Genomic DNA, 20,285 nt, shown 5'->3' on the forward strand with positions numbered 1-20,285 from the left:
GGAGGATCTCGAACCCACCAGTCGGTTAGACAGCGCGGGGCCACGACAGACCCCTCCAACCGACGACCCACACCCACCTCGCTACGCTCCAGCGCATGACTGATCCGACCCCGACCTACACCAACGTCACGCTCGACCCGCGCGCCAACGTCTACTTCGATGGCGCGTGTGTAAGCCACACGTTCCACCTTGCCGACGGCACCCGTAAGACGGCCGGCGTGATCCTCCCCGCCACACTGAACTTCGGCACCGACGCTCCCGAAGCCATGGAACTGCACAGCGGCACTTGCCGAATCCGGTTGGCGGGCAGTGAGGACTGGACGTCCTACCGCGCCGGCGACACGTTCTCCGTGCCCGGCAACTCATCATTCGACATCGAGGTCACCGAAACCGTCAGCTATGTCTGCCACTACGGCTGACCACTTCTTCCTTCCGAACGGAGCGTCCCGCCGAGCACGTCACGCGGGGCGCTTCGTTTTGCGGCGCGAGTCACGTCGCACCCGAGATGATCAACAACTATTGACAGTACACTGCCTTAATGACAACATACTGTCATGATGCGAACAGTTCACCTTGCCCTGTACGACACACTCGCCGACTGGGAATACGGATACGCCGTCGCGGGAATCAACGATCCCGAGTTCCAGAAGAACCCCGGAAGCCTCGCCGTCACCACGGTCGGCGCAACTCGCGATCCGATCACGACGAGAGGAGGGTTGCGGATCATTCCGGATCTGACCCTCGACGAACTCCGGCCGCACGACAGCGCCATGCTGATCCTTCCGGGCAACGACATCTGGAATACCGACGCGTACGCCCCGTTCACCGGCAAGGCCCGCGAGTTCCTCGACGCAGATGTCCCGGTCGCTGCGATCTGTGGCGCCACCGGCGCCCTGGCCTCCGCCGGACTCCTCGACGATCGCACCCACACCAGCAACGCCGCCGAGTTCCTCGAAGAAGTCGGCTATGGAGGCAGCGCCCTCTACCGTGACGAACCCGCGGTGGCCGATCGGGGCCTGATCACCGCCTCCGGTGTTGCTCCCGTCCACTTCGCGCGCGCCATATTCGAGCGGCTCGACATCTACGAGCCGGAGGTCCTCGACGCATGGTTCGCGTTGTACGCAGACCGCAACCCCGCGGGCTTCTACGCGCTGATGGAACAGCAGCAGTGACCACGCCGCCCCGCACCGATCAAGACCTGCTCAGCGGAGTCGCGCTCACCACCTTCCGCCTCAACGGTCAGTTCCTGGCGCTCGCCGAGACTCTGGCGCGACCAGTCGGCCTGACCGCCGCGTGGTGGCAGGTGCTCGGAGCCGTGCTGCGTGAGCCGTTGCCCGTCGCCGCGATAGCCCGCGAGATGGGAATCACCCGGCAGAGCGTACAACGCATCGCCGATCTGCTCGTCGAGCGTGGCATGGCCGAGTATCGGCCGAATCCCGCGCACCGACGCGCAAAACTCGTGGCACCGACCCAGACCGGACTCGACGCCGTGACCGCGCTGGACCCCACCCACGCGGCCGCTGCCGCACGGCTCATCGAGGCGATGGGAAGGGACGAACTCGGCGCGGCACTCGACGCGATGCGCCGACTCACCACGGCCCTCGACTCGATCGCCGAGGGCTGATCCGCATCAGCGATCGCACTCAGGAACGACGTGGGAAGTGCCGCACGAGCCCTTCCTGCACTACCGTCGCCACCAATTCACCTTCGAGGGTGAAGTAGCGACCCAGCGCCATGCCCCGCGATCCCGCGGCCACCGGAGATTCCGTGGCGTACAGGTGCCAATCATCGAAGCGCAGCGGGCGGTGGAACCAGATCGAGTGATTGACCGTGGCGGCGACGATGCGGTCCAAGCCCCACGACAGTCCGTGCGTCGTCAGAATCGAATCGAGCACCGTGGTGTCGGACCCGTAGGCGAGCGTTGCCACATGGAGCATCGGATCGTCAGGGAGGTCTCCGTCGGAGCGCATCCACACCCGGTTGTGGTTCAGGCGTTCGCCGGTACCCCGAAGCACCCACGCCGGGTCGTTCGCGTAACGCATGTCGATGGGCTTGAGTGCACCGACGAAGTGCGGCAACTGCTCTTCGAAGCCGCGAAGCCGGTCACCGATCGGCGGAAGAGCTTCCGGCATAGGCACTTCGGGCACCTCGACCGAATGCTCGAGGCCTTTACCCCAGCGCTGGAATGCCACGAGCATCACGCACAGCTCACGGTCGTCCTGCACGGCGGTGACCATGCGGTTGGCGAAATCGCGGCCGTCACGATGCGAGGTGACGTGATATTCGATCGGTGCTTTGACGTCGCCACCCCGGATGAAATGGGCGTTGAGCGCATGCACCGGCCGATCACCGACTGTGCGCCCGGCGGCGATGAGCCCTTGTGCGACGAGTTGACCCCCGAACGTACGAGACCCGGTCTGCTTCGGGTGCTGCCCCACGAAGACGTGCTCCTCGGTCTGCTCGAGATCGAGCAGACCGAGGAGCACGTCGAGGTCGCGGGAAGTATCCCCCGCGGACTCATGGTCTGTCACCGAGTGTCCTTCTCCCCCAGTCGGTGCACGTGGATGAGGTTCGTCGACCCGGAGCGTCCCGGAGGCGCGCCAGCGACGATGACGACGAGGTCGCCGCGCTGGTACCGGCCCAGCGACAGCAACGCGAGGTCGACCTGTTCGACCATCTGATCGGTGGTGTCCACCGGTTCGACCGAGAACGTCTCGGTGCCCCATGTCAGCGCGAGCTGGTTGCGGATGTGCGGTACGGGCGTGAACGCAAGCAGAGGCAGCCGGGTGTGCAGGCGCGCGAGGCGGCGAACGGTGTCGCCCGACTGGGTGAACGCCACCAGAGCCTTCGCGTCGAGGCGCTCACCGATGTCGCGCGCCGCGTAGGAGATCACGCCGCGCTTGGTGCGCGGCACGTGGGTCAGCGCAGGCACGTCCGTCGAGTCCGACTCGACCGCGGAGACGATCCGCGCCATGGTCTTGACCGTCTCGATCGGGAACTTGCCGACAGATGTCTCACCGGAAAGCATCACCGCGTCGGCACCGTCGAGCACCGCGTTGGCGACATCCGAGGCCTCGGCGCGGGTCGGCCGAGAGTTCTCGATCATCGACTCGAGCATCTGTGTCGCGACGATGACCGGCTTGGCGTTCTCGCGCGCGATCTGGATGGCGCGCTTCTGCACCAGCGGCACCTCCTCGAGGGGAAGCTCCACACCGAGGTCGCCGCGCGCCACCATCACCGCGTCGAAGGCAAGAACCACGGCCTCGAGGTTCTCGATCGCTTCGGGCTTCTCGAGCTTGGCGATGACCGGGAGGCGAAGCCCGACCCGGTCCATGACCTCGTGCACGAGTTCGATGTCCGCCGGGGAGCGGACGAACGAGAGGGCAATGAAATCGACTCCGAGCCGGAGCGCGAACTCGAGATCGGCAATGTCCTTCTCCGACAACGCCGGAACGGACACGTTCATGCCGGGAAGGGACACGCCCTTGTTGTTGCTGACCGGTCCGCCCTCGGTGACGCGGCAGATCACGTCGTTGCCCTCGACGGACTCGACGACGAGACCGACCTTGCCGTCGTCGACGAGGAGCCGGTCGCCCGCGACAGCGTCCGCCGCGAGTTGCTTGTAGGTGGTCGACACCCGATCGTGCGTGCCCTCGACATCGTCGACGGTGATGCGCACGATCTCGCCGTTCTCCCACACGGTGCGCCCCTCGGCGAAGCGTCCGAGACGGATCTTCGGGCCCTGCAGGTCGGCGAGGACACCCACTGCGTTCCCGGTGGCCTCGGCGGCCGCGCGGACACGGTTGAAGTGGCCCTCGTGTTCTGAATGTTCTCCGTGGCTGAAGTTGAGTCGGGCCACGTTCATGCCGGCATCTACGAGTTCTCGGAGAACATCGGGATCGGCAGTCGCGGGCCCCATGGTGCAAACAATCTTGGTGCGTCGGGTCACGAGACGAGCCTAGTCCCCTCTATCCTGCGCCACCATTTCGCATCGGTTACCGGCTGGTAGCCGCTTCACTAAGGTTGCAGCGGACGTCCATGGTTGTCGCGCACCTTGCCGGTGAGCATCATGATGCCGTCGATCAGCGGCCAAATGCCGCCGATACCGCAGGTCAGCCACGTGACAGCGATCTGGGCGATCGCCATCCCGGGCTGGTCGAGGTAGAAGCGGCCGGCACCGAATGCGCCGAGCAGAATCTCGAGAAGACCCGCTGTGACCTTGGATTTGTCGGAGAACGGCTCACCTGTGTAGGGATCCCGGCCGTAGGGTGCAGATGGATCGACGAATCCGGCCGGTCCGCCGGGGTAGGCGGGCGGTGGTCCGTACGCACCGTACGGTTGCGGGTTTCCGTAGGGATCATGCGGGACACCGGGCGGGTTCGGCGGCAAATACCCGGGGGCGCCGCCGATCGGGTACTGCGGATCGGGAGTGCCGTAGACCGGACCCGGCGTGCCGTACTGCGGCGGGAACCCCTGCTGCGGACCGTTCGGGTACGAGTGTGGTGCAGCTGCACCGAACTCGGCGCTTCCGGGCGCAGGATAGTCGGACTGCGGGTTCTCCGACGGCGGCGGGTAGCTCGGCGTAGTGCCCCACCCCGGGCCGTTGCCCATTCCCGAGTAGGTATCCCACCCCGGCCCCGGCGTACCGACGGATCCACCGAGCGATTCCGCGGTGGGCGGCTGCTCGGACAGTGACGCCTGCGCAGTCGCGTCGTAGTCGAAGGTCCTGCCGAACTCGTGGGTGACCTCGGCAGAGTTCTCAGGAGGCGACTGTGATGCGGAGTCGCTCTTCTTACGCAGATCCGGCCCGTCGACAGAATCGCGCTCCGACGCGTCGCCACGCTTGTCCGAGTTACCGGAATCGGGTGTGGTCACTGAGTCTCCCCCTTGCTGGTGCCGGGCGTGCCGTTCCCGACCTTACCGGCGGAATCGGACTTGTCCGGATCCGGTGTCTCGCCCCTCGTGTTCGAGTGCTGCTCACCACGATCGGTCCTCTCGGTATCGGTGTCGTCCTTACCGGCGTCCCCGTCCTTACCGGCCGGCCCTTCCCCGGCGGCCGCGCTGCTCACTGCGGCATCGTCGGACTTCGATGCAGAGGGGTCGAGAGTCTCGGGTGCTTCCCTGCCCTTGCGCGCGAAGATCACGTACGCGACGGCGAGCACGAACACGATGCCGGAGGTGAAGGTGTTGACGCGGATACCGGCGATCTCGGTCGCGGTGTCGGCGCGCATGAGTTCGATCCAGAATCGGCCGGCGCAGTACCCTGCCACGTAGAGCGCGAAGAGACGGCCGTGACCGATCGCGAACTTACGATCGACGAGCACCAGCAGAACGACGATCGCCACGTTCCACAACAGTTCGTAGAGAAACGTCGGGTGGACGACGAACGCGACCTCACCGGTCGAGACGCCGTCGATCAGACCCGGTGCGCTCCGGCCGGCGTCGTCGGTGCGCTCGTAGATCTCGAGGCCCCACGGCACCGTGGTCTCGCGGCCGTAGAGTTCCTGGTTGAACCAGTTTCCGAGCCGGCCGATGGCCTGCGCGAGCAGAATCGCGGGCGCGAGGGCGTCACCGAACGCCGGCAACGGGATCCCCCTCCGGCGGCAGCCGATCCAGGCGCCGACCGCGCCGAAGGCCACCGCCCCCCAGATGCCGAGGCCACCCTCCCAGATCTTCAAGGCATCGATGGGATCGGCGCCCTCACCGAAGTACTTCTGCCAGTCGGTCGCGACGTGGTAGAGGCGACCGCCGATAAGACCGAAGGGCACCGCCCACACCGCGATGTCGAGGACCGTGCCGGCCCGGCCTCCGCGGGCGACCCAACGGCGATCGCCCCACCAGATCGCGACGATGATGCCGACGATGATGCAGAGCGCGTAGGCACGGAGGGCCAACGGCCCCACGTACCAGACGCCTTGTGGTGGGCTGGGCAGGTAGGCCAGGACGGTTGCGGTCGAAGTCACGACGCCACGGTAGCGGAGCGCACGCCCTTCGCGAGATCCTGTGTCAGGGCCAGCAGCGCGTCGGGCCCCTGAGCAACAGCGCTGACAAGCGCCGATCCGACGATGACACCGTCTGCATAAGCGGCGATCTCGACGGCCTGAGCACCGTTGCGGACACCGAGTCCGACACCGACCGGGATGTCGGAGTGCGCACGAACCCGGGCGACGAGTTCGGGTGCACGATTGTCGACGGCGTCGCGCGCACCGGTCACACCCATCGTGGATGTGGCGTAGACGAATCCGCGGCACTGCTCGAGGGTGTTCACCAGGCGCTCGTTCGTCGACGACGGCGCCACGAGGAAGGTGCGCCCGAGTCCGTATTTGTCGGACGCGGCGATCCAGTCGGCGGCCTCGTCCGGGATCAGGTCCGGGGTGATGATGCCGAGTCCGCCAGCGGCCGCGAGGTCGCGGGCGAAGTTCTCGACGCCGTACTTCATCACGAGATTCCAGTAGGTCATGACGACGGCCGCACCGCCGGCCGCGGTGATGGCCTCGACGGCCGTGAACACGTCGCGCACTCGCACGCCGTTCGCGATCGCCTCGAACGCGGCGTCCTGAATGGTGGTGCCGTCCATCACCGGATCGCTGTAGGGGATGCCGACCTCGATGAGGTCGCACCCGCCCTCGACGAGGGTGCCCATGGCCTCGATCGACTTGCCGACCGTGGGGTATCCGACGGGGAGATATCCGACGAGTGCAGCACGCTTCTCGGCGCGGCAGGTCGCGAAGATCTCGCTGAGGCGTTCGTGCGGGGCGCTCACTGCGCTGCTCCTTCGGTGCTGGTGTCGTTGTCGGCCGGGAGGTACCCGAACCATTTGGCCGCGGTGTCGACGTCCTTGTCGCCGCGTCCCGACAGGTTCACGAGGATGATCGCGCCGTCTCCGAGCTCGGGTCCGAGCTTCAGTGCGCCCGCGACGGCGTGTGCGGACTCGATCGCAGGAATGATCCCCTCGGTGCGGCACAGCAGCCCGAAAGCGTTCATCGCTTCCGCGTCGGTGATCGCTCGGTATTCCGCACGACCGCTGTCGTTGAGCCACGAATGCTCGGGCCCGACGCCGGGATAGTCGAGCCCCGCCGAGATCGAGTGCGATTCGATGGTCTGGCCGTCCTCGTCCTGCAACAGGTACGAGTACGCGCCGTGCAGCGCACCGTGGGTACCGCCCCCGATGGTCGCGGCGTGACGGCCGGTCTCGACGCCGTCGCCGCCGGCTTCGAAGCCGACGAGCTTGACCGACGCGTCGTCGATGAAGGGGTGGAAGATTCCGATCGCGTTGGATCCGCCGCCGACGCACGCGACGACAGCGTCGGGCAGACGGCCGGTCAGCTCGCGGACCTGCGCGCGCGCCTCGAGCCCGATGATGCGCTGGAAATCGCGGACCATCGCGGGGAACGGGTGCGGTCCGGCAGCGGTGCCGAAGCAGTAGTAGGTGTTGTCGGCGTTGGTGACCCAGTCGCGCATCGCCTCGTTGATCGCATCCTTGAGGGTGCGCGAGCCGGTCTTCGCGGGAATCACCTCGGCGCCGAGCAAGCGCATACGGGCGACGTTGAGTGCCTGGCGTTCGGTGTCGACCTCACCCATGTACACGCGGCATTCGAGCCCGAGCAGGGCGCACGCGGTGGCAGTCGCGACGCCGTGCTGGCCCGCTCCGGTCTCGGCGATGACGCGGGTCTTGCCCATACGCTTGGCGAGCAACGCCTGACCCAGCACGTTGTTGATCTTGTGCGAGCCGGTGTGGTTGAGGTCTTCGCGCTTGAGCAGGATGCGGGCGCCCCCGGCATGCTCACTCAGGCGAGCGGCTTCGTAGACGGGCGACGGACGCCCGGTGTAATCGCGCTGAAGCCGGTCGAGTTCGGTAAGAAAACCCGGATCGGTGCGCTCCTTCTCGAACGCCGCGGTGACCTCCTCGATGACCGCCATGAGCGCCTCGGGAACATAGCGCCCGCCGAATACGCCGAAATGCCCTCCGGAATCGGGTTCATGCGCGGTCGAAGTCGAGACAGCTTCGCTCATGAGGGGAAGTCCGCGCCCCTTGGCGGACAGTGCGGGATCGTCTGCAGTCACCCGACCAGTCTGCCCCACCGCCGGCGTATGTTCACCGCCGGGTTGCGCGGATCCGGCGCCGGTGTGGACCGCGCGCGGAGGCGACGCTCAGCGCGCAGGCTTCGGGCACGACGGGTGCGTACCCACGGTGACGAGCTCCGCAACGGCCTGACGAGGATCGCCGCTGGTGACGAGGCCTTCACCTACGAGCACTGCGTCCGCCCCCGCACCCGCGTACGCGAGCAGGTCCGCCGGTCCCCGAACGCCGGACTCGGCGATCTTGAGGACGTCGGAGGGCAGCCCGGGCGCGATGCGACCGAAGGTGTTCTTGTCGACCTCGAGGGTCTTCAGGTTCCGCGCGTTGATTCCGATGACGCTGGCACCGGCTTCGAGCGCGCGGTCGGCCTCCTCCTCGGTGTGCGCTTCGACGAGGGCGGTCATCCCGAGCGATTCGACGCGCTCGATGAGCGAGTGCAGCACGGTCTGTTCGAGTGCGGCGACAATCAGCAACACGATGTCGGCGCCGTGGGCGCGGGCCTCGTGAATCTGGTACGGACCAACCACGAAATCCTTGCGCAGCACCGGAATACGCACAGCGCGACGCACCGCGTCGAGATCGGCGAGACTACCGCGGAAGCGACGCTCCTCCGTCAGCACGCTGATCGCGCGTGCACCACCGGCCTCGTACGCCATCGCCAGCTCTGCTGGATCGCCGATATCGGCGAGCGCACCCTTCGACGGGCTCGCACGTTTCACCTCGGCAATTACCGCGATGCCCGGTTCGAGCAACGCTGCCTTGGCGTCGATCGGCGAGGGCGCGGCGGCCGCGGCGGCTTTGACGGAAGCGAAATCGACGGCCGCCTCCCGAGCTGCGACGTCTGTGCGCACTCCTTCGAGAATCGAGTCGAGAACTGTCATCGTGGCTCGAGTCCTTTCGCCCCATGTCAATCCCGATGTGATCAACTTCATCGGAAGTACGGTCCAGCCTAGTCCGTCTCGAGACAGGACTCAGCGGCGGGTCCCCGATTCGCCCGAATCCTCATCGGCGCCGTTATCGGCATCGTCGTCCTCGTCACCGACAGTCGGATCGTGCCCCGCATCGATGCTGTCCCACAGGGTTCGCTCGGTCAACGGCTCGTCCGTCCCGGCGCCGCGCGCGGCGGCTTCACGGCGTGCGGCCGGAGCGTCGTATTTCGAGGACAGGCCGGCCTGAGCGCTCGGGGTGCGCCACAGTGCGACAGCCGCTGCCAGTGCCACGCACGCACCGAGGCCCGCGAGGATTGCGGGCAGCGGGAAGATCTCGGTGGCGACCACCGTGGCCCGGTCGGGGAGGTCGGCAACCCGCGCGGCAGCGTCCGGATCCACGCCCGAGCCGAACAACTGCACCACCGGAATCGCCGCCGCCACGGCCACCAGCGCCACTGCGCCCGCCACGATACGAACCGCGCGACCGCGCACCGCGAATGCCGCGGCCACCGCGGCGAGCAACGCCAAGGCCAGCGGCGTGGTCGCAGCCGCCCAGGTGCCGCCGTCCAGGTCGGTGACCCGGTCGGCTCCGAGACCATCGGCCGAGTCCACCTGCACCCAGGTCATACGACTCGACGCCCACAAGGCCGTGGCCGCTACGACGAGGAGTAGCGCCGCCAACGTGGGTGAACGGCGCCTCACCGGCCGGTCGACGCCTGCGCCGGGTGCCGGCTCCGTAGGTTCCCGGTCCATCACTCGACGTCGCCTCCGAACGGGGTCACTGTGGCCGCTGCGGCCACCGCAGCGAGCGCGGACATCGCCTTGTTCCGCGCTTCGGTGTCCTCCGCCTCCGGCACGGAATCGGCAACCACACCGGCGCCGGCTTGCACATAGGCGACCCCGTTCTTGACGAGGGCCGAGCGGATAGCGATGGCGGTGTCGGCATCACCTGCGAAGTCGAGGTATCCGACGATCCCGCCGTAGATGCCGCGGCGGGTCTGTTCGAGTTCCTCGATCAGTTCCATGGCGCGGACCTTGGGTGCACCCGACAGCGTTCCGGCGGGGAAACACGCGGTCACCGCGTCCAGGGCGTCTCTGCCCTCGGCAAGATGTCCCGTCACGGTCGACACGAGATGCATGACATGGCTGTAACGCTCGATGTGCCGGTAGTCGTGCACTTTCACGGTGCCGGGCTCACACACGCGCCCCAGGTCGTTGCGGCCGAGATCGACGAGCATGAGGTGCTCGGCGTTCTCCTTCTCGTCGGCGATGAGGTCCTTCTCGAGAAGGATGTCCTCCTCTTCGTCCTTGCCGCGCCAGCGAGTGCCTGCGATGGGATGGGTGGTGGCAACGCCGTCGGTAACGGTCACGAGCGCCTCGGGGCTCGATCCGACGATAGAGAACGCCCTTCGGCCGTCGGCGTCGGGGATGTGCATCAGGAACATATACGGACTCGGGTTCGAGGCACGTAACATTCTGTACACGTCGAACGGCTCTGCTTCACAATCGATTTCGAATCTCTGCGAGAGCACGACTTGAAATGCCTCACCCGCTTCGATATCTCCGATGAGCTTGCGCACGTCGGCACAGAACGACTCGGTGGTGCGCTGACGCCGATAGTCGGGTTCCGGCTTCGAGAAGGTGGCGACGGTCGAGCGCGCGGGTGCCGCCAGGTCGGCGGTCATGCGGTCGAGTCGCGCGAGCGCATCGTCGTAGGCTTCGTCCACACGCTCATCGGAGCCGTCCCAGTTGACCGCGTTCGCAATCAGCCAGATCGTGCCCTCGTGGTGGTCGACCGCCGCGAGATCGGTCGCCAGCAGCATGACCATCTCGGGGATTCGAAGATCGTCGACCGCGAGCGAGGGCAGCTTCTCGAGATGACGGACGATGTCGTAGCCGAGATAACCGACCATGCCGCCAGTGAGCGGCGGCAGGCCGTGCATGCGGTCCGTATGCAGCAACGAGAGGGTCTCCTGGAGCACCTCGATCGGATTCCCACCCGATGGCGCACCACTGGGTACGTGACCGAACCATGCCGCCTGACCGTCGACGACGGTCAGCGCAGCCGGACTCCCCGCGCCGATGAACGACCAGCGAGACCAGGACCGGCCGTTCTCCGCGGACTCGAGCAGGAAGGTGCCGGGCCGGTCGGCCGCGAGCTTCCGATAGGCCGACAGCGGAGTCTCCGCGTCGGCGAGCACCTTGCGGGTCACCGGGACCACGCGATGCTCGGCTGCGAGGGCCCTGAACTGCGCACGGGAGGTCGTCGTATCGGACCGCCCCCCGGCGGACGCGGTCGTGGTGGCTGAGGGAATGGTGGTGGGCTCGCCGGACATGCGCCCATCATCCCAGGCACCGAGCAGAGGGTCTGCGCCGCGGGTGGCTGCGGCGCGTCGACAGGCCTATACGACCTGGAACGAGCGTTTCGCCAGACCGAGCCAGAAACCGTCGATGACCTGGTCCGGCCGCTGACCGGGGTCACTGGACGCGCCGAGGGTCACGAACAGTGGCGCGAAATGCTCGGTGGACGGGTGGGCATACGGCATCCCCGGTGCCCGGCGCTGGAAGTCGAGTAGTGAATCGATGTCTCCGGCGGCAAGACTTTCGGCAGTCCAGTGGTCGAATTCGGCGGACCAGCCCGGCGCGGGCGCCTCCGGACGCATATCCCTCAGGAACGGCAGCCCGTGGGTGGTAAAACCCGACCCGATGATCAAGACCCCCTCGTCGCGCAGGGGCCGTAGCCGCTCCCCCAGTGCCAGCAGCCGTTTCGGATCGAGGCTGGGCAGCGAGATCTGCAGGACGGGGATATCGGCGGCCGGATACATCACGGTGAGGGGGACGTATGCGCCGTGGTCGAGTCCGCGGTGGGGTTGCTGCACCACCGGTTCGTCGTCGGGCATGAGCGCCGCCACCTTGCGGGCCAGTTCGGGTGCGCCCGGTGACTCATAGGTGACTTCGTAGAAGCGGCGCGGGAAACCGCCGAAGTCGTACACCAACGGAGTGCCCGTGGTGGTCGCGCCGATGGTGAGCGGCGCCGATTCCCAGTGTGCGGACACGATCAGGATCGCGGTGGGGCGCGGCAGGTCCGACGACCATTTCTCCAGCTGGGACACCCACAGTTCGCTGTCGACGAGCGGTGGGGCGCCATGACTGACGAACAGGGCGGGCATCGCGTTCACAACATCTCCTTATATTGAAGCTTCAAGCATCATATCGGAGAACACTCCCCTGAACGGATTTCATTCCCCACCGCAGGGCACAGCATTCCGGTTTGGCAGTCTGGACAGATCACGACGACTCGAAAAGAGGCTTGTTCGACCATGAGCAGCGACGAACCCCGGTGGCTCGACAACCGCCAACAGAAAGCCTGGCGTTCGCTCGTGGCAGTGATCACCCGGTTGCCCGCAGCACTGGACACCCAGATGCAGCGCGACGCCGACCTCACCCACTTCGAGTACTTCGTCCTCGCCGTCCTCTCGGAGGCCCCGGACCGTCGCCTGCAACTATCTGCGCTCGCCGAGGAGGCCAACGCGTCGCTGTCCCGGCTCTCCCACGTCGTCACCCGGCTCGCCAAACGCGGCTGGGTCTGCCGTGAAGCGATCCCACACAGCCGAGGGTCGTATGCCGTCCTCACCGACACCGGCTACACCAAGGTCGTCGAGACCGCACCCGCACATGTCGATACGGTCCAACGACTCGTCTTCGACGGTCTCGACGACGAACAGGTGAGCACCCTCGAGACCATCGGAACCGCCCTGCTGACCCAACTCGACAAGGGCATCGCCGAAGGCACCGGCAAGGCCTGAACGTTGCGGTAGCTTGTCCGAATGCGGATTCGGACATTCACCGAGAACGATCGCCCCGACCTACGCACCTTGTTCGCACGCGCGGGACAAGGATCCCCCACCGAATCACTGTGGGGTCACACTGATTCCGAAGCAGCGGTCTATCTCGATCCGTACATGGACCTCGAACCCGCTTCCCTGTTCGTCGCCGAGCACGACGGAGCACTCGTCGGCTACCTCGCCGGGTGCGTCGACACCGCGGCATTCCCGAGCGAGGACACACTCATCACCGACTCCCTCCGTCGACACCGGCCGTTTCGCAGCAGGCAGGCCGTCATGTTCTTCGGGCGCAGCATGCTCGACGCGGCCGCAGCAGCAATCCGCCGGACCCCGACGGCAGGCGAGATCCACGATCCACGGTGGCCTGCGCACCTGCACATCAACGTTGCGCCGGAGGCGCGCGGCACGGGCGCAGCTTCCGGACTGATGGACGCCTGGTTCGATCGCCTACGCTCGGAACAAGTGCCGGGTTGCCACCTCCAGACACTGGTCGAAAATACCAGGGCAGCAAGGTTCTTCGAACGGATGGGATTCGCAGCACACGGCAGCACCCCACCGGTTCCCGGACTTCGCTACGAGGGCGCCCGCGTACACCAACTCACCATGGTCCGATCATTCTGACCACTGGCTGCACTCACCCAGCGGCGTCCCACAGTCACCCCAGCGGCGTCCCGCCGACGCCCCAGTTCTCGCGCGGCACCTCGGTAAGCGTCACCCACACCGACGACTCGCTCTTGCCTGCGGCCTCGGCGTAGGCGCGGGTGACCGCGGCAATCACCTCGGCCTTCTGCTCGCTCGTGAGTCCGGGCGTCTGGCTGATCTGGATAAGAGGCATGGACGCACTGTAATCACAGGGAGGGCGAAGCTGTGACGTCGCATCGGCGATCGCTGCATCGGGTTCGCCGTCGCTCGAACCCTACGCTCGCGCCCTACGGCGCGAGCAGCACGTCGAGGCCCCGCTCGAAGTCGGCGATCCGACGAGTGAGGGCATGGTGACCGCCGTTGACGAGTTCGGATACCCGGACGATCCCCGCCGTGTCCGCAACCTGGTTGAGATCACGCGACGTCCAATACCAGGCTGCACTGGCGAAAGCGTTCTCCGGCGCGGCGAGCAACTCGGGGTTCGCGACGAAGTCCACCCCCGTGTGCCGGCTCAGTTCCTCGTAGTTGTGACGACCGGTGACCTGGATCGCTCCCCTGCCCTTGTATCGCTCACCGTCTCCGGGCTGGGTGTTGCCGAGATCGGCCCTGCCTTCATAGGCACGACCGGACGCATACTCCTCGAACGTCCGGAAGGAGTCGGACTCGACCGCGAGTTGTGCGATGAACGCCGCCTGGCGGACCGGCGTGTCGATACCGTTGCGTGTCATCGCCTCGTTCAACGGAGCGATGTACTGGTCGATCCTCTCGGCTGGAATCTGCGGCACGATCATCCTCAGATCGTCGGTGGTGACAGCCGGTGGTGCGGGAGCAGGAGCCTCTGACGGGGCAGCCTCCGACGCGTCGGCGGAGGCATCCGAGGCCTCGGCCGGAATCGGAGCCGAAGGGTCGTCGGCGACAGCCCACCCGCTCTCGGCAAGAGTGGCGAGTTCCAGCACCTCGAGCAGGTTGCTCGACGCGTCGTACCGGGTGGGCGCCGGAGCCACCGGAGTGGCCTGGGCATCGGCCGCGCCGAAACCGAGAACGGCAGAGGTTGCCGTACCGATCAACGCCGCGGCTGCGATCGCGACACGGACGTGCCGCGAGCATGTAAGGGACATGGGTCGTGCTCCAAAATTCGACCGAGTTCGGTTCGGCCTCCGGAAATGGGGGGCCGCGCACGTTCACCGAAGGAAGTCGTCCATCCCGGAGGGTCACAATTCGGCGGCCTTGAGGTCACAACCAGGTAACGCTGCAGGTAGTAAGACCTTCAAGCGATCGTGCCCGAGCCCACTCCGCCGCCATGAACATGCTCCATGCCACACTCGAAGCACATCATTCACATCAGCGACATTCGATGCGCCGCCCGGATGCCGCACCTCGCAGCACCCAGGTACGCCCGCTCCGGACGCATGCCTAGCGGCCGACGCGAATCATCGATTGCACCGCAAGGCAATTCAGCCACAGACCGAAGGGTGTCAACGACTGGGCGGCATTCGCCGACCGACAGCGATGCTGGCACGCACCGGTCCGGACCACCACATCGGATCCGGATCCCGCATGGACATCCGGGGGCCCCGATCAACACCGCTTTGTGTTACATCACACAGATCAAATGCACTCGTCGATGACGCGTCATCACAGGGCGATGACAAGGTTTCACCCGCGAACGGCGCAATGACGAACGTGCCCGACCCCGCATCGCGGGCGGTCGGGCACATTCGTCGATGAACTACGCTTCTCGGGTTAGAGCAGGACGTCGGTGTCGAAACACGTGTGCGTACCGGTATGGCATGCCGCACCGACCTGGTCGACGACGAGCAACACGGTGTCACCATCACAATCGAGCCGGACCTCGTGCACGTATTGGGTGTGTCCCGAGGTCTCACCCTTGACCCAATACTGATTGCGGGATCTCGAGAAATATGTGGCCTTGCGTGTGGCGAGCGTGCGCGCGAGCGCCTCGTCGTCCATCCACGCCATCATCAGGACCGCCCCGGTGGATTTCTCCTGCACGACCGCCGCGAACAACCCGGCCTCGTTACGCTTGAGCCTGGCCGCAATCTCCGGGTTCAGGATAGTGCTCATCGGACCACAATTCCTTCCGCGCGCATCGCATCCTTGACCTGCCCGATCGTGAGTTCACGGAAGTGGAACACGCTCGCCGCGAGCACCGCGTCAGCGCCCGCCTGTACGGCCGGCGCGAAGTGCTCTACCGCACCGGCGCCGCCCGATGCGATGACGGGGACGCGCACCGCCGCACGCACGGACTCGATGATCTTCAGATCGAAGCCGGTCTTGGTTCCATCGGCGTCCATCGAGTTGAGCAGGATCTCCCCCACCCCCAGTTCTTCACCGCGCCGAGCCCACTCCACCGCATCGATACCGGTGCCGCGGCGGCCACCGTGGGTGGTGACCTCCCAGCCCGACGGGGTGGGTTCCTGACCGTCCGGAACAGTGCGGGCGTCGACGGACAGCACGATGCACTGGGAGCCGAACCTCTCGGACATCTCGCGCAGCACTTCCGGCCGCGCGATCGCCGCAGTATTCACCGAGACCTTGTCGGCACCCGCCCGCAACAGTCGGTCGACGTCGTCGACCGTGCGGACTCCGCCGCCGACCGTGAGCGGAATGAATACCTGCTCGGCGGTACGGGTGACGACATCGAGCATCGTGCCGCGATCACCGCTCGAGGCGGTGACATCGAGGAAGGTCAGTTCGTCGGCGCCCTGAGCGTCGTAGAGGGCGGCAAGTTCGACGGGGTCGCCGGCATCGCGCAGATTCTCGAAGTTGACTCCCTTGACGACCCGTCCGGCGTCGACATCGAGGCAGGGGATCACTCGCACGGCGAGCGTCATTGGGATTCTCCTTCTGAACGAGACTCCGTCCTCACGGATCTCAGAATGTCCGATATTTCGTCGTGGATTCCGGGAGCTGCGGCCAGTACCGATCCGCTCCCGATGCGCCAGGGCATGCCCTCGAAGTCGGTGGCGATCCCGCCTGCCGCACGGACCAGCGCCACCCCGGCCGCGTTGTCCCACGGGTGGTGACCGAAGACGACCGCTCCGCCGAGCGCCCCCGACGCCGTGTAGGCGAGATCGATACCCGTCGAGCCGTGCATCCGCAGCCGCGCGACCCGGCGACTCAGTTCGGTGATGACGGACAGCCGGGTGCGTCCGGGAACACGACCGCGACTGTCGACGTCGAAACTGCCGACAGCGATCATGTGGTCCTCGAGCCGCTGAGGTTCGAGAGGCTTGCGGGGCTCACCGTTGAACAGCAGCGGACCGTCGACCACCGCGGAGAACCTGTGGCCGATCAGCGGCATCCATGTCAAGCCCAGCACCGGTTCGCCGTCCTCGACGAGCGACAGCAGGATTCCCGCGGTGGGGAGTCCCGCCGAATAATTGACGGTGCCGTCGATGGGATCGAGCAGCCACACTGTCCCGCTGCTCGCCGATGGCCCCCCGAACTCCTCGCCGTGCACAGCGATACCCGTACGCTCGGCGAGCTCACCGCTGATTCGGCGTTCGAGTTCGAGATCGAGGTCGGTCGCGAAGTCGTTGCGGCCCTTGTCCACCGACCGCGGTGCTCCATGACCGGTGACGAACCGCCCGGACACACCGTCGAGCACCTCGCTCGCAACAGCGAGGAGGCGTTCGCGGTCTGCGTTCGCGGCCATCGACGTCAGCGCGAAACCGCGTCGAGCGCTTCGGGAAGAGTGAAGCGGCCGGCGTAGAGCGCTTTGCCGATGATCGCGCCTTCGATTCCTTCGTCGACGAGCGTGGCGATCGCACGCAGATCGTCGACGGTCGAGACGCCGCCGGAGGCCACGACGGGAGCGTCGGTGGCGTTGCACACCGAGCCGAGCAGGTCGAGGTTGGGGCCGCTGAGGGTGCCGTCCTTGGTCACGTCCGTGACGACGTATCGGGAACACCCCTCGCTGTTGAGCCGCTCGAGTGTCTCCCAGAGGTCGCCGCCGTCGGACACCCAGCCGCGCCCGCGAAGACGCCATTCGCCGTCGATGAGTTTGACGTCCAGGCCGACGGCGATGCGGTCGCCGTGCTCACCGATGACCCGTGCACACCACTCGGGATTCTCGATGGCGGCGGTGCCGAGGTTCACCCGCGCGCAGCCGGTCGCAAGGGCCGCTGCGAGGGTCGCGTCGTCGCGGATACCACCGGAGAGTTCGACCTTCACATCGAGTTCCCCGACGACCTGCGCGATCAGTTCACGGTTGTCGCCGCGGCCGAACGCCGCGTCGAGGTCGACCATGTGCACCCATTCGGCACCGGCGTTCTGCCATTCGAAGGCGGCGTCGCGCGGAGAACCGTAGCCGGTTTCGCTGCCCGCCTCTCCCTGGACGAGGCGAACTGCTTCACCGTTGGCTACGTCGACTGCAGGCAAAAGGACCAGGCTCACCGGGCCTACAGTAGTGCCTGCCTCCTCGAACCTCGAAAGCGACTCGGCGGGATCGAGCCACCGGAGACCGCCACCGGTCCGGCGTCACCGACGCGCACCCGCCGGGGCTCATTCGAGGGCCTCCGCCAGTGCACGACACGTGGGCGTGTCGTATCCGGTGTAGTCGGCCACGTGTCCCTCGAACAGGACGGTCCCGCCGTGTCGGCCGGGCCCGGGGCCGAGGTCGATCAGCCAGTCGGCGCGGCGGATGACGTCGAGGTTGTGCTCGACGACCACCACATCGTTCCCGGCCTCGACGAGCGTGTCGAGGACGTGCAGCAAGGCGTCGATGTCGCTCATGTGCAGCCCGGTGGTCGGTTCGTCGAGGACATAGGTGGTGGTCTGTTCCACCTGCCGCAGTTCCTTGGCGATCTTGACTCGTTGGCATTCGCCTCCCGAGAGCGTGCTCAACGACTGCCCCAGACGCAGATAGCCCAGGCCGACCGCCGCGAGCTGTTCCAGCGCGCGAGCGATGCCCTTGTCGGGCAAGCGGGCGACGGCCTGCGCGACGGTCAGATCGTCCACGTCCGCGATGGACAGCCCGTCAACGGTGTGCGCGAGGACCTCGGGCGTGAATCGACGTCCGTGGCACGTCTCGCACACGACTTCCTGTCCCTCCATGAACGCGAGATCGGTGTAGATGACGCCGGTGCCCATGCAATCCGGGCACCCGCCGTCGGAATTGGCACTGAACAGAGTCGAGGGCACGTCGTTGCGGCGCGCGAACAGTCTCCGGATTGAGGGTGCGATGCCGGTGTAGGTGATCGGGGTAGAGCGCCGGTTTGTGCTCACGGGCTTCTGGTCGATCACGATTGCCTCGTGTTGGTCGACGAGTTCCGTAGCCAGACTGGACTTCCCGGATCCCGCAACGCCGGTGAGCACGGTCATCACGCCTCTGGGGATCTGCACGGTGAGATGCTGCAGGTTGTTTCGTCGTGCGTCGGCGACGGTGAGGTAGCCGGCCGCGGGCCGTGGCGCACGCTCGGGCAGTGCTCGTCGACGCAGGGCACGCCCGGTCGGAGTATCGGCGCGGCGCAGGTCGTCGAATGTCCCTTGGAACACGAGTCGGCCGCCGGCCGCGCCGGCGCCCGGTCCGATCTCGATCACCTCGTCCGCCCGGGCCATCACCGCGGGATCGTGTTCGACGACCAGCACGCTGTTACCACTGCTGCAGAGGTGTTCGAGCAGTTCGACCATCGACTCGACATCGCTCGGGTGCAGACCCACTGTCGGTTCGTCGACCACGTAGGTCATCTCGGTCAGGCTCGATCCGAGATGTCGGACCGTCTTGATGCGCTGGGATTCGCCGCCGGACAAGCTTGTGGTCGGGCGGGCGAGTGTCAGGTACCCGAGTCCGATCTTCACCATGGCGTCGAGCCGTTCCGTCAGCGCGGCGACGACCGGCGCGACATGGGCTTCATCGATGGTGCGGACGAGGTCGAGGAGTTCGGCAATCTCGAGACGGGACATCTCGCCGGGGGTACGGCCGAGCACGACCGCGGTGCGGGCGGCCTTGTTCAGCCGGTCGCCGTCGCACTCGGGACAGGTCTGCGATCTCGTGAAGCGGCGGATGGTGTCCTGCTTGCGTTCGGACAGATTGTCGGAGGTGTGCAGGTAGATGCGTTCGAATCGCGGGACGACGCCTTCGTACTCTTTCGGCGTCCTGCGGCCCAGTTTCGCCGCGGCCTCACCGCCGTACAAGAGTGCGTCGCGTTCGGCCTCGCTCCACTGCCGCAGCGGGGTATGGGCGTCGAATGTTCCGATGTCGGCGTACAACGAGTACCAGTACCCGCCGTCGCCGAAACCCGGGAGCACGATGGCGCCGTCGGCGAGCGACTTGTCGAGCTCGAGGAAGCGTTCGACCGCAGTGGCGACGACTTCCCCCAGGCCCGAGCAGGTGGGGCACATTCCCGCGGGGTCGTTGAACGAGAAGCGATTCGATTCGCCTACGTGCGGTGTCCCGATGCGCGAGTACAGCAATCGCAGGTAGGTCCACGTGTCGGTGATGGTACCGACGGTCGAGCGGGCGTTTCCGCCGATCCTGCGCTGATCGATGACGATCACCGGGGTCAGACCTGCGATGTGTTCGGCGGCGGGGCGGCTCCATTTCGGCAGTCGGTTCCTGGTGAACGGCGGGAACGTCTCGCCCAGCTGGTACCCCGCCTCGGCGGCGATCGTGTCGAACACCAGAGACGATTTACCCGAGCCGGACACCCCGACCACGACGACCAGCCGGTGGCGCGGGATGTCGAGGTCGAGGTCGGCCAGGTTGTTGGTGTGTGCCCTGCGAACAGTGATGTGTCGCGTAGCTGTCATGCCTCGACGGTACGA

22 protein-coding genes are annotated in these 20,285 nt (G+C 66.5%); 5 read left to right on the forward strand and 17 right to left on the reverse strand.

All coding sequences use genetic code 11. The annotated features are described in order from the left end of the window. The first annotated feature begins 95 nt into the window (after positions 1 to 95). The 3 genes from MWU77_RS18640 (at position 96) to MWU77_RS18650 (ending at position 1,624) form a co-directional block, all read left to right on the forward strand. A complete protein-coding gene (locus MWU77_RS18640; protein WP_247274453.1) occupies positions 96 to 419 on the forward strand; it encodes a pyrimidine/purine nucleoside phosphorylase in 324 nt (107 codons plus the stop codon). A 135-nt stretch (positions 420 to 554) separates the two neighbouring features. Beyond that, positions 555 to 1,172 (forward strand): DJ-1/PfpI family protein, encoded by a 618-nt coding sequence (locus MWU77_RS18645; RefSeq protein WP_247274454.1) that lies wholly within the window; start codon positions 555 to 557, stop codon positions 1,170 to 1,172. Continuing rightward, positions 1,169 to 1,624, forward strand: coding sequence for a MarR family winged helix-turn-helix transcriptional regulator (locus tag MWU77_RS18650; RefSeq protein ID WP_247274455.1), 456 nt, complete (start codon positions 1,169 to 1,171; stop codon positions 1,622 to 1,624). The genes MWU77_RS18645 and MWU77_RS18650 overlap by 4 nt, the downstream gene beginning before the upstream one ends. 19 nt (positions 1,625 to 1,643) lie before the next feature. On the opposite strand, the gene MWU77_RS18655 is transcribed toward MWU77_RS18650, so the two are convergent. The 10 genes from MWU77_RS18655 to MWU77_RS18700 all read right to left on the reverse strand — a co-directional run bounded on the left by MWU77_RS18655 (position 1,644) and on the right by MWU77_RS18700 (position 12,179). Next, positions 1,644 to 2,531: an acyl-CoA thioesterase II gene (locus tag MWU77_RS18655; RefSeq protein ID WP_247274456.1), complete on the reverse strand. Its 888-nt coding sequence runs from the start codon at positions 2,529 to 2,531 to the stop codon at positions 1,644 to 1,646. Next, positions 2,528 to 3,949, reverse strand: a complete 1,422-nt coding sequence (pyk, locus tag MWU77_RS18660) for a pyruvate kinase (protein WP_169686610.1) — start codon at positions 3,947 to 3,949, stop codon at positions 2,528 to 2,530. The genes MWU77_RS18655 and pyk overlap by 4 nt, the downstream gene beginning before the upstream one ends. 68 nt (positions 3,950 to 4,017) lie before the next feature. Then, entirely contained in the window at positions 4,018 to 4,875 is an 858-nt protein-coding gene (locus MWU77_RS18665; protein ID WP_374229917.1) for an NINE protein, read from the reverse strand. Then, positions 4,872 to 5,963, reverse strand: a complete 1,092-nt coding sequence (gene lgt / locus MWU77_RS18670) for a prolipoprotein diacylglyceryl transferase (protein WP_247274457.1) — start codon at positions 5,961 to 5,963, stop codon at positions 4,872 to 4,874. Before lgt ends, MWU77_RS18665 begins: the two co-directional genes overlap by 4 nt. Then, a complete protein-coding gene (gene trpA / locus MWU77_RS18675) occupies positions 5,960 to 6,763 on the reverse strand; it encodes a tryptophan synthase subunit alpha (RefSeq protein WP_247274458.1) in 804 nt (267 codons plus the stop codon). The genes lgt and trpA overlap by 4 nt, the downstream gene beginning before the upstream one ends. Next, entirely contained in the window at positions 6,760 to 8,013 is a 1,254-nt protein-coding gene (gene trpB / locus MWU77_RS18680) for a tryptophan synthase subunit beta (RefSeq protein ID WP_247274528.1), read from the reverse strand. The genes trpA and trpB overlap by 4 nt, the downstream gene beginning before the upstream one ends. A 138-nt stretch (positions 8,014 to 8,151) precedes the next feature. Beyond that, positions 8,152 to 8,961, reverse strand: a complete 810-nt coding sequence (gene trpC / locus MWU77_RS18685) for an indole-3-glycerol phosphate synthase TrpC (RefSeq protein WP_247274459.1) — start codon at positions 8,959 to 8,961, stop codon at positions 8,152 to 8,154. Positions 8,962 to 9,051: 90 nt separating this feature from the next. Then, positions 9,052 to 9,762: a TIGR02234 family membrane protein gene (locus MWU77_RS18690; RefSeq protein WP_247274460.1), complete on the reverse strand. Its 711-nt coding sequence runs from the start codon at positions 9,760 to 9,762 to the stop codon at positions 9,052 to 9,054. Beyond that, the gene (locus MWU77_RS18695; protein WP_247274461.1) at positions 9,762 to 11,345 is read right to left on the reverse strand and encodes an anthranilate synthase component I; all 1,584 of its coding nucleotides are present in this window, start codon (positions 11,343 to 11,345) and stop codon (positions 9,762 to 9,764) included. The genes MWU77_RS18690 and MWU77_RS18695 overlap by 1 nt, the downstream gene beginning before the upstream one ends. 66 nt (positions 11,346 to 11,411) lie before the next feature. Further along, positions 11,412 to 12,179, reverse strand: a complete 768-nt coding sequence (locus tag MWU77_RS18700) for a dioxygenase (protein ID WP_169686863.1) — start codon at positions 12,177 to 12,179, stop codon at positions 11,412 to 11,414. Between the two features lie 150 nt (positions 12,180 to 12,329). Here MWU77_RS18700 and MWU77_RS18705 point away from each other — a divergent pair, with 150 nt between their 5' ends. Together MWU77_RS18705 and MWU77_RS18710 are read left to right on the forward strand one after the other, a co-directional pair. After that, positions 12,330 to 12,815: a MarR family winged helix-turn-helix transcriptional regulator gene (locus MWU77_RS18705; RefSeq protein ID WP_169686594.1), complete on the forward strand. Its 486-nt coding sequence runs from the start codon at positions 12,330 to 12,332 to the stop codon at positions 12,813 to 12,815. Positions 12,816 to 12,836: 21 nt separating this feature from the next. After that, positions 12,837 to 13,475, forward strand: a complete 639-nt coding sequence (locus MWU77_RS18710) for a GNAT family N-acetyltransferase (protein ID WP_169686592.1) — start codon at positions 12,837 to 12,839, stop codon at positions 13,473 to 13,475. A 34-nt stretch (positions 13,476 to 13,509) separates the two neighbouring features. Here the strand turns inward: MWU77_RS18710 and MWU77_RS18715 are convergent, their stop codons facing one another. The 7 genes from MWU77_RS18715 to MWU77_RS18745 all read right to left on the reverse strand — a co-directional run bounded on the left by MWU77_RS18715 (position 13,510) and on the right by MWU77_RS18745 (position 20,270). Beyond that, on the reverse strand, positions 13,510 to 13,740 hold the full coding sequence (locus tag MWU77_RS18715) for a 4-oxalocrotonate tautomerase family protein (protein WP_308198828.1): 231 nt from the start codon (positions 13,738 to 13,740) through the stop codon (positions 13,510 to 13,512). Between the two features lie 43 nt (positions 13,741 to 13,783). After that, on the reverse strand, positions 13,784 to 14,614 hold the full coding sequence (locus MWU77_RS18720; protein ID WP_247274462.1) for a glycoside hydrolase family 19 protein: 831 nt from the start codon (positions 14,612 to 14,614) through the stop codon (positions 13,784 to 13,786). Positions 14,615 to 15,239: 625 nt separating this feature from the next. Beyond that, the gene (gene hisI, locus MWU77_RS18725; protein ID WP_169686588.1) at positions 15,240 to 15,581 is read right to left on the reverse strand and encodes a phosphoribosyl-AMP cyclohydrolase; all 342 of its coding nucleotides are present in this window, start codon (positions 15,579 to 15,581) and stop codon (positions 15,240 to 15,242) included. Next, positions 15,578 to 16,351, reverse strand: a complete 774-nt coding sequence (gene hisF / locus MWU77_RS18730) for an imidazole glycerol phosphate synthase subunit HisF (protein WP_169686586.1) — start codon at positions 16,349 to 16,351, stop codon at positions 15,578 to 15,580. Before hisF ends, hisI begins: the two co-directional genes overlap by 4 nt. Beyond that, entirely contained in the window at positions 16,348 to 17,175 is an 828-nt protein-coding gene (locus MWU77_RS18735; protein ID WP_247274463.1) for an inositol monophosphatase, read from the reverse strand. Before MWU77_RS18735 ends, hisF begins: the two co-directional genes overlap by 4 nt. Positions 17,176 to 17,180: 5 nt before the next feature. Then, positions 17,181 to 17,915, reverse strand: coding sequence for a bifunctional 1-(5-phosphoribosyl)-5-((5-phosphoribosylamino)methylideneamino)imidazole-4-carboxamide isomerase/phosphoribosylanthranilate isomerase PriA (priA, locus tag MWU77_RS18740; protein ID WP_169686582.1), 735 nt, complete (start codon positions 17,913 to 17,915; stop codon positions 17,181 to 17,183). 108 nt (positions 17,916 to 18,023) lie between these two features. Further along, positions 18,024 to 20,270, reverse strand: coding sequence for an ATP-binding cassette domain-containing protein (locus MWU77_RS18745; protein ID WP_247274464.1), 2,247 nt, complete (start codon positions 20,268 to 20,270; stop codon positions 18,024 to 18,026). Positions 20,271 to 20,285: the final 15 nt, after the last annotated feature.

This window comes from Rhodococcus sp. F64268, from assembly GCF_023015605.1.
Taxonomy (GTDB): domain Bacteria; phylum Actinomycetota; class Actinomycetes; order Mycobacteriales; family Mycobacteriaceae; genus Rhodococcus.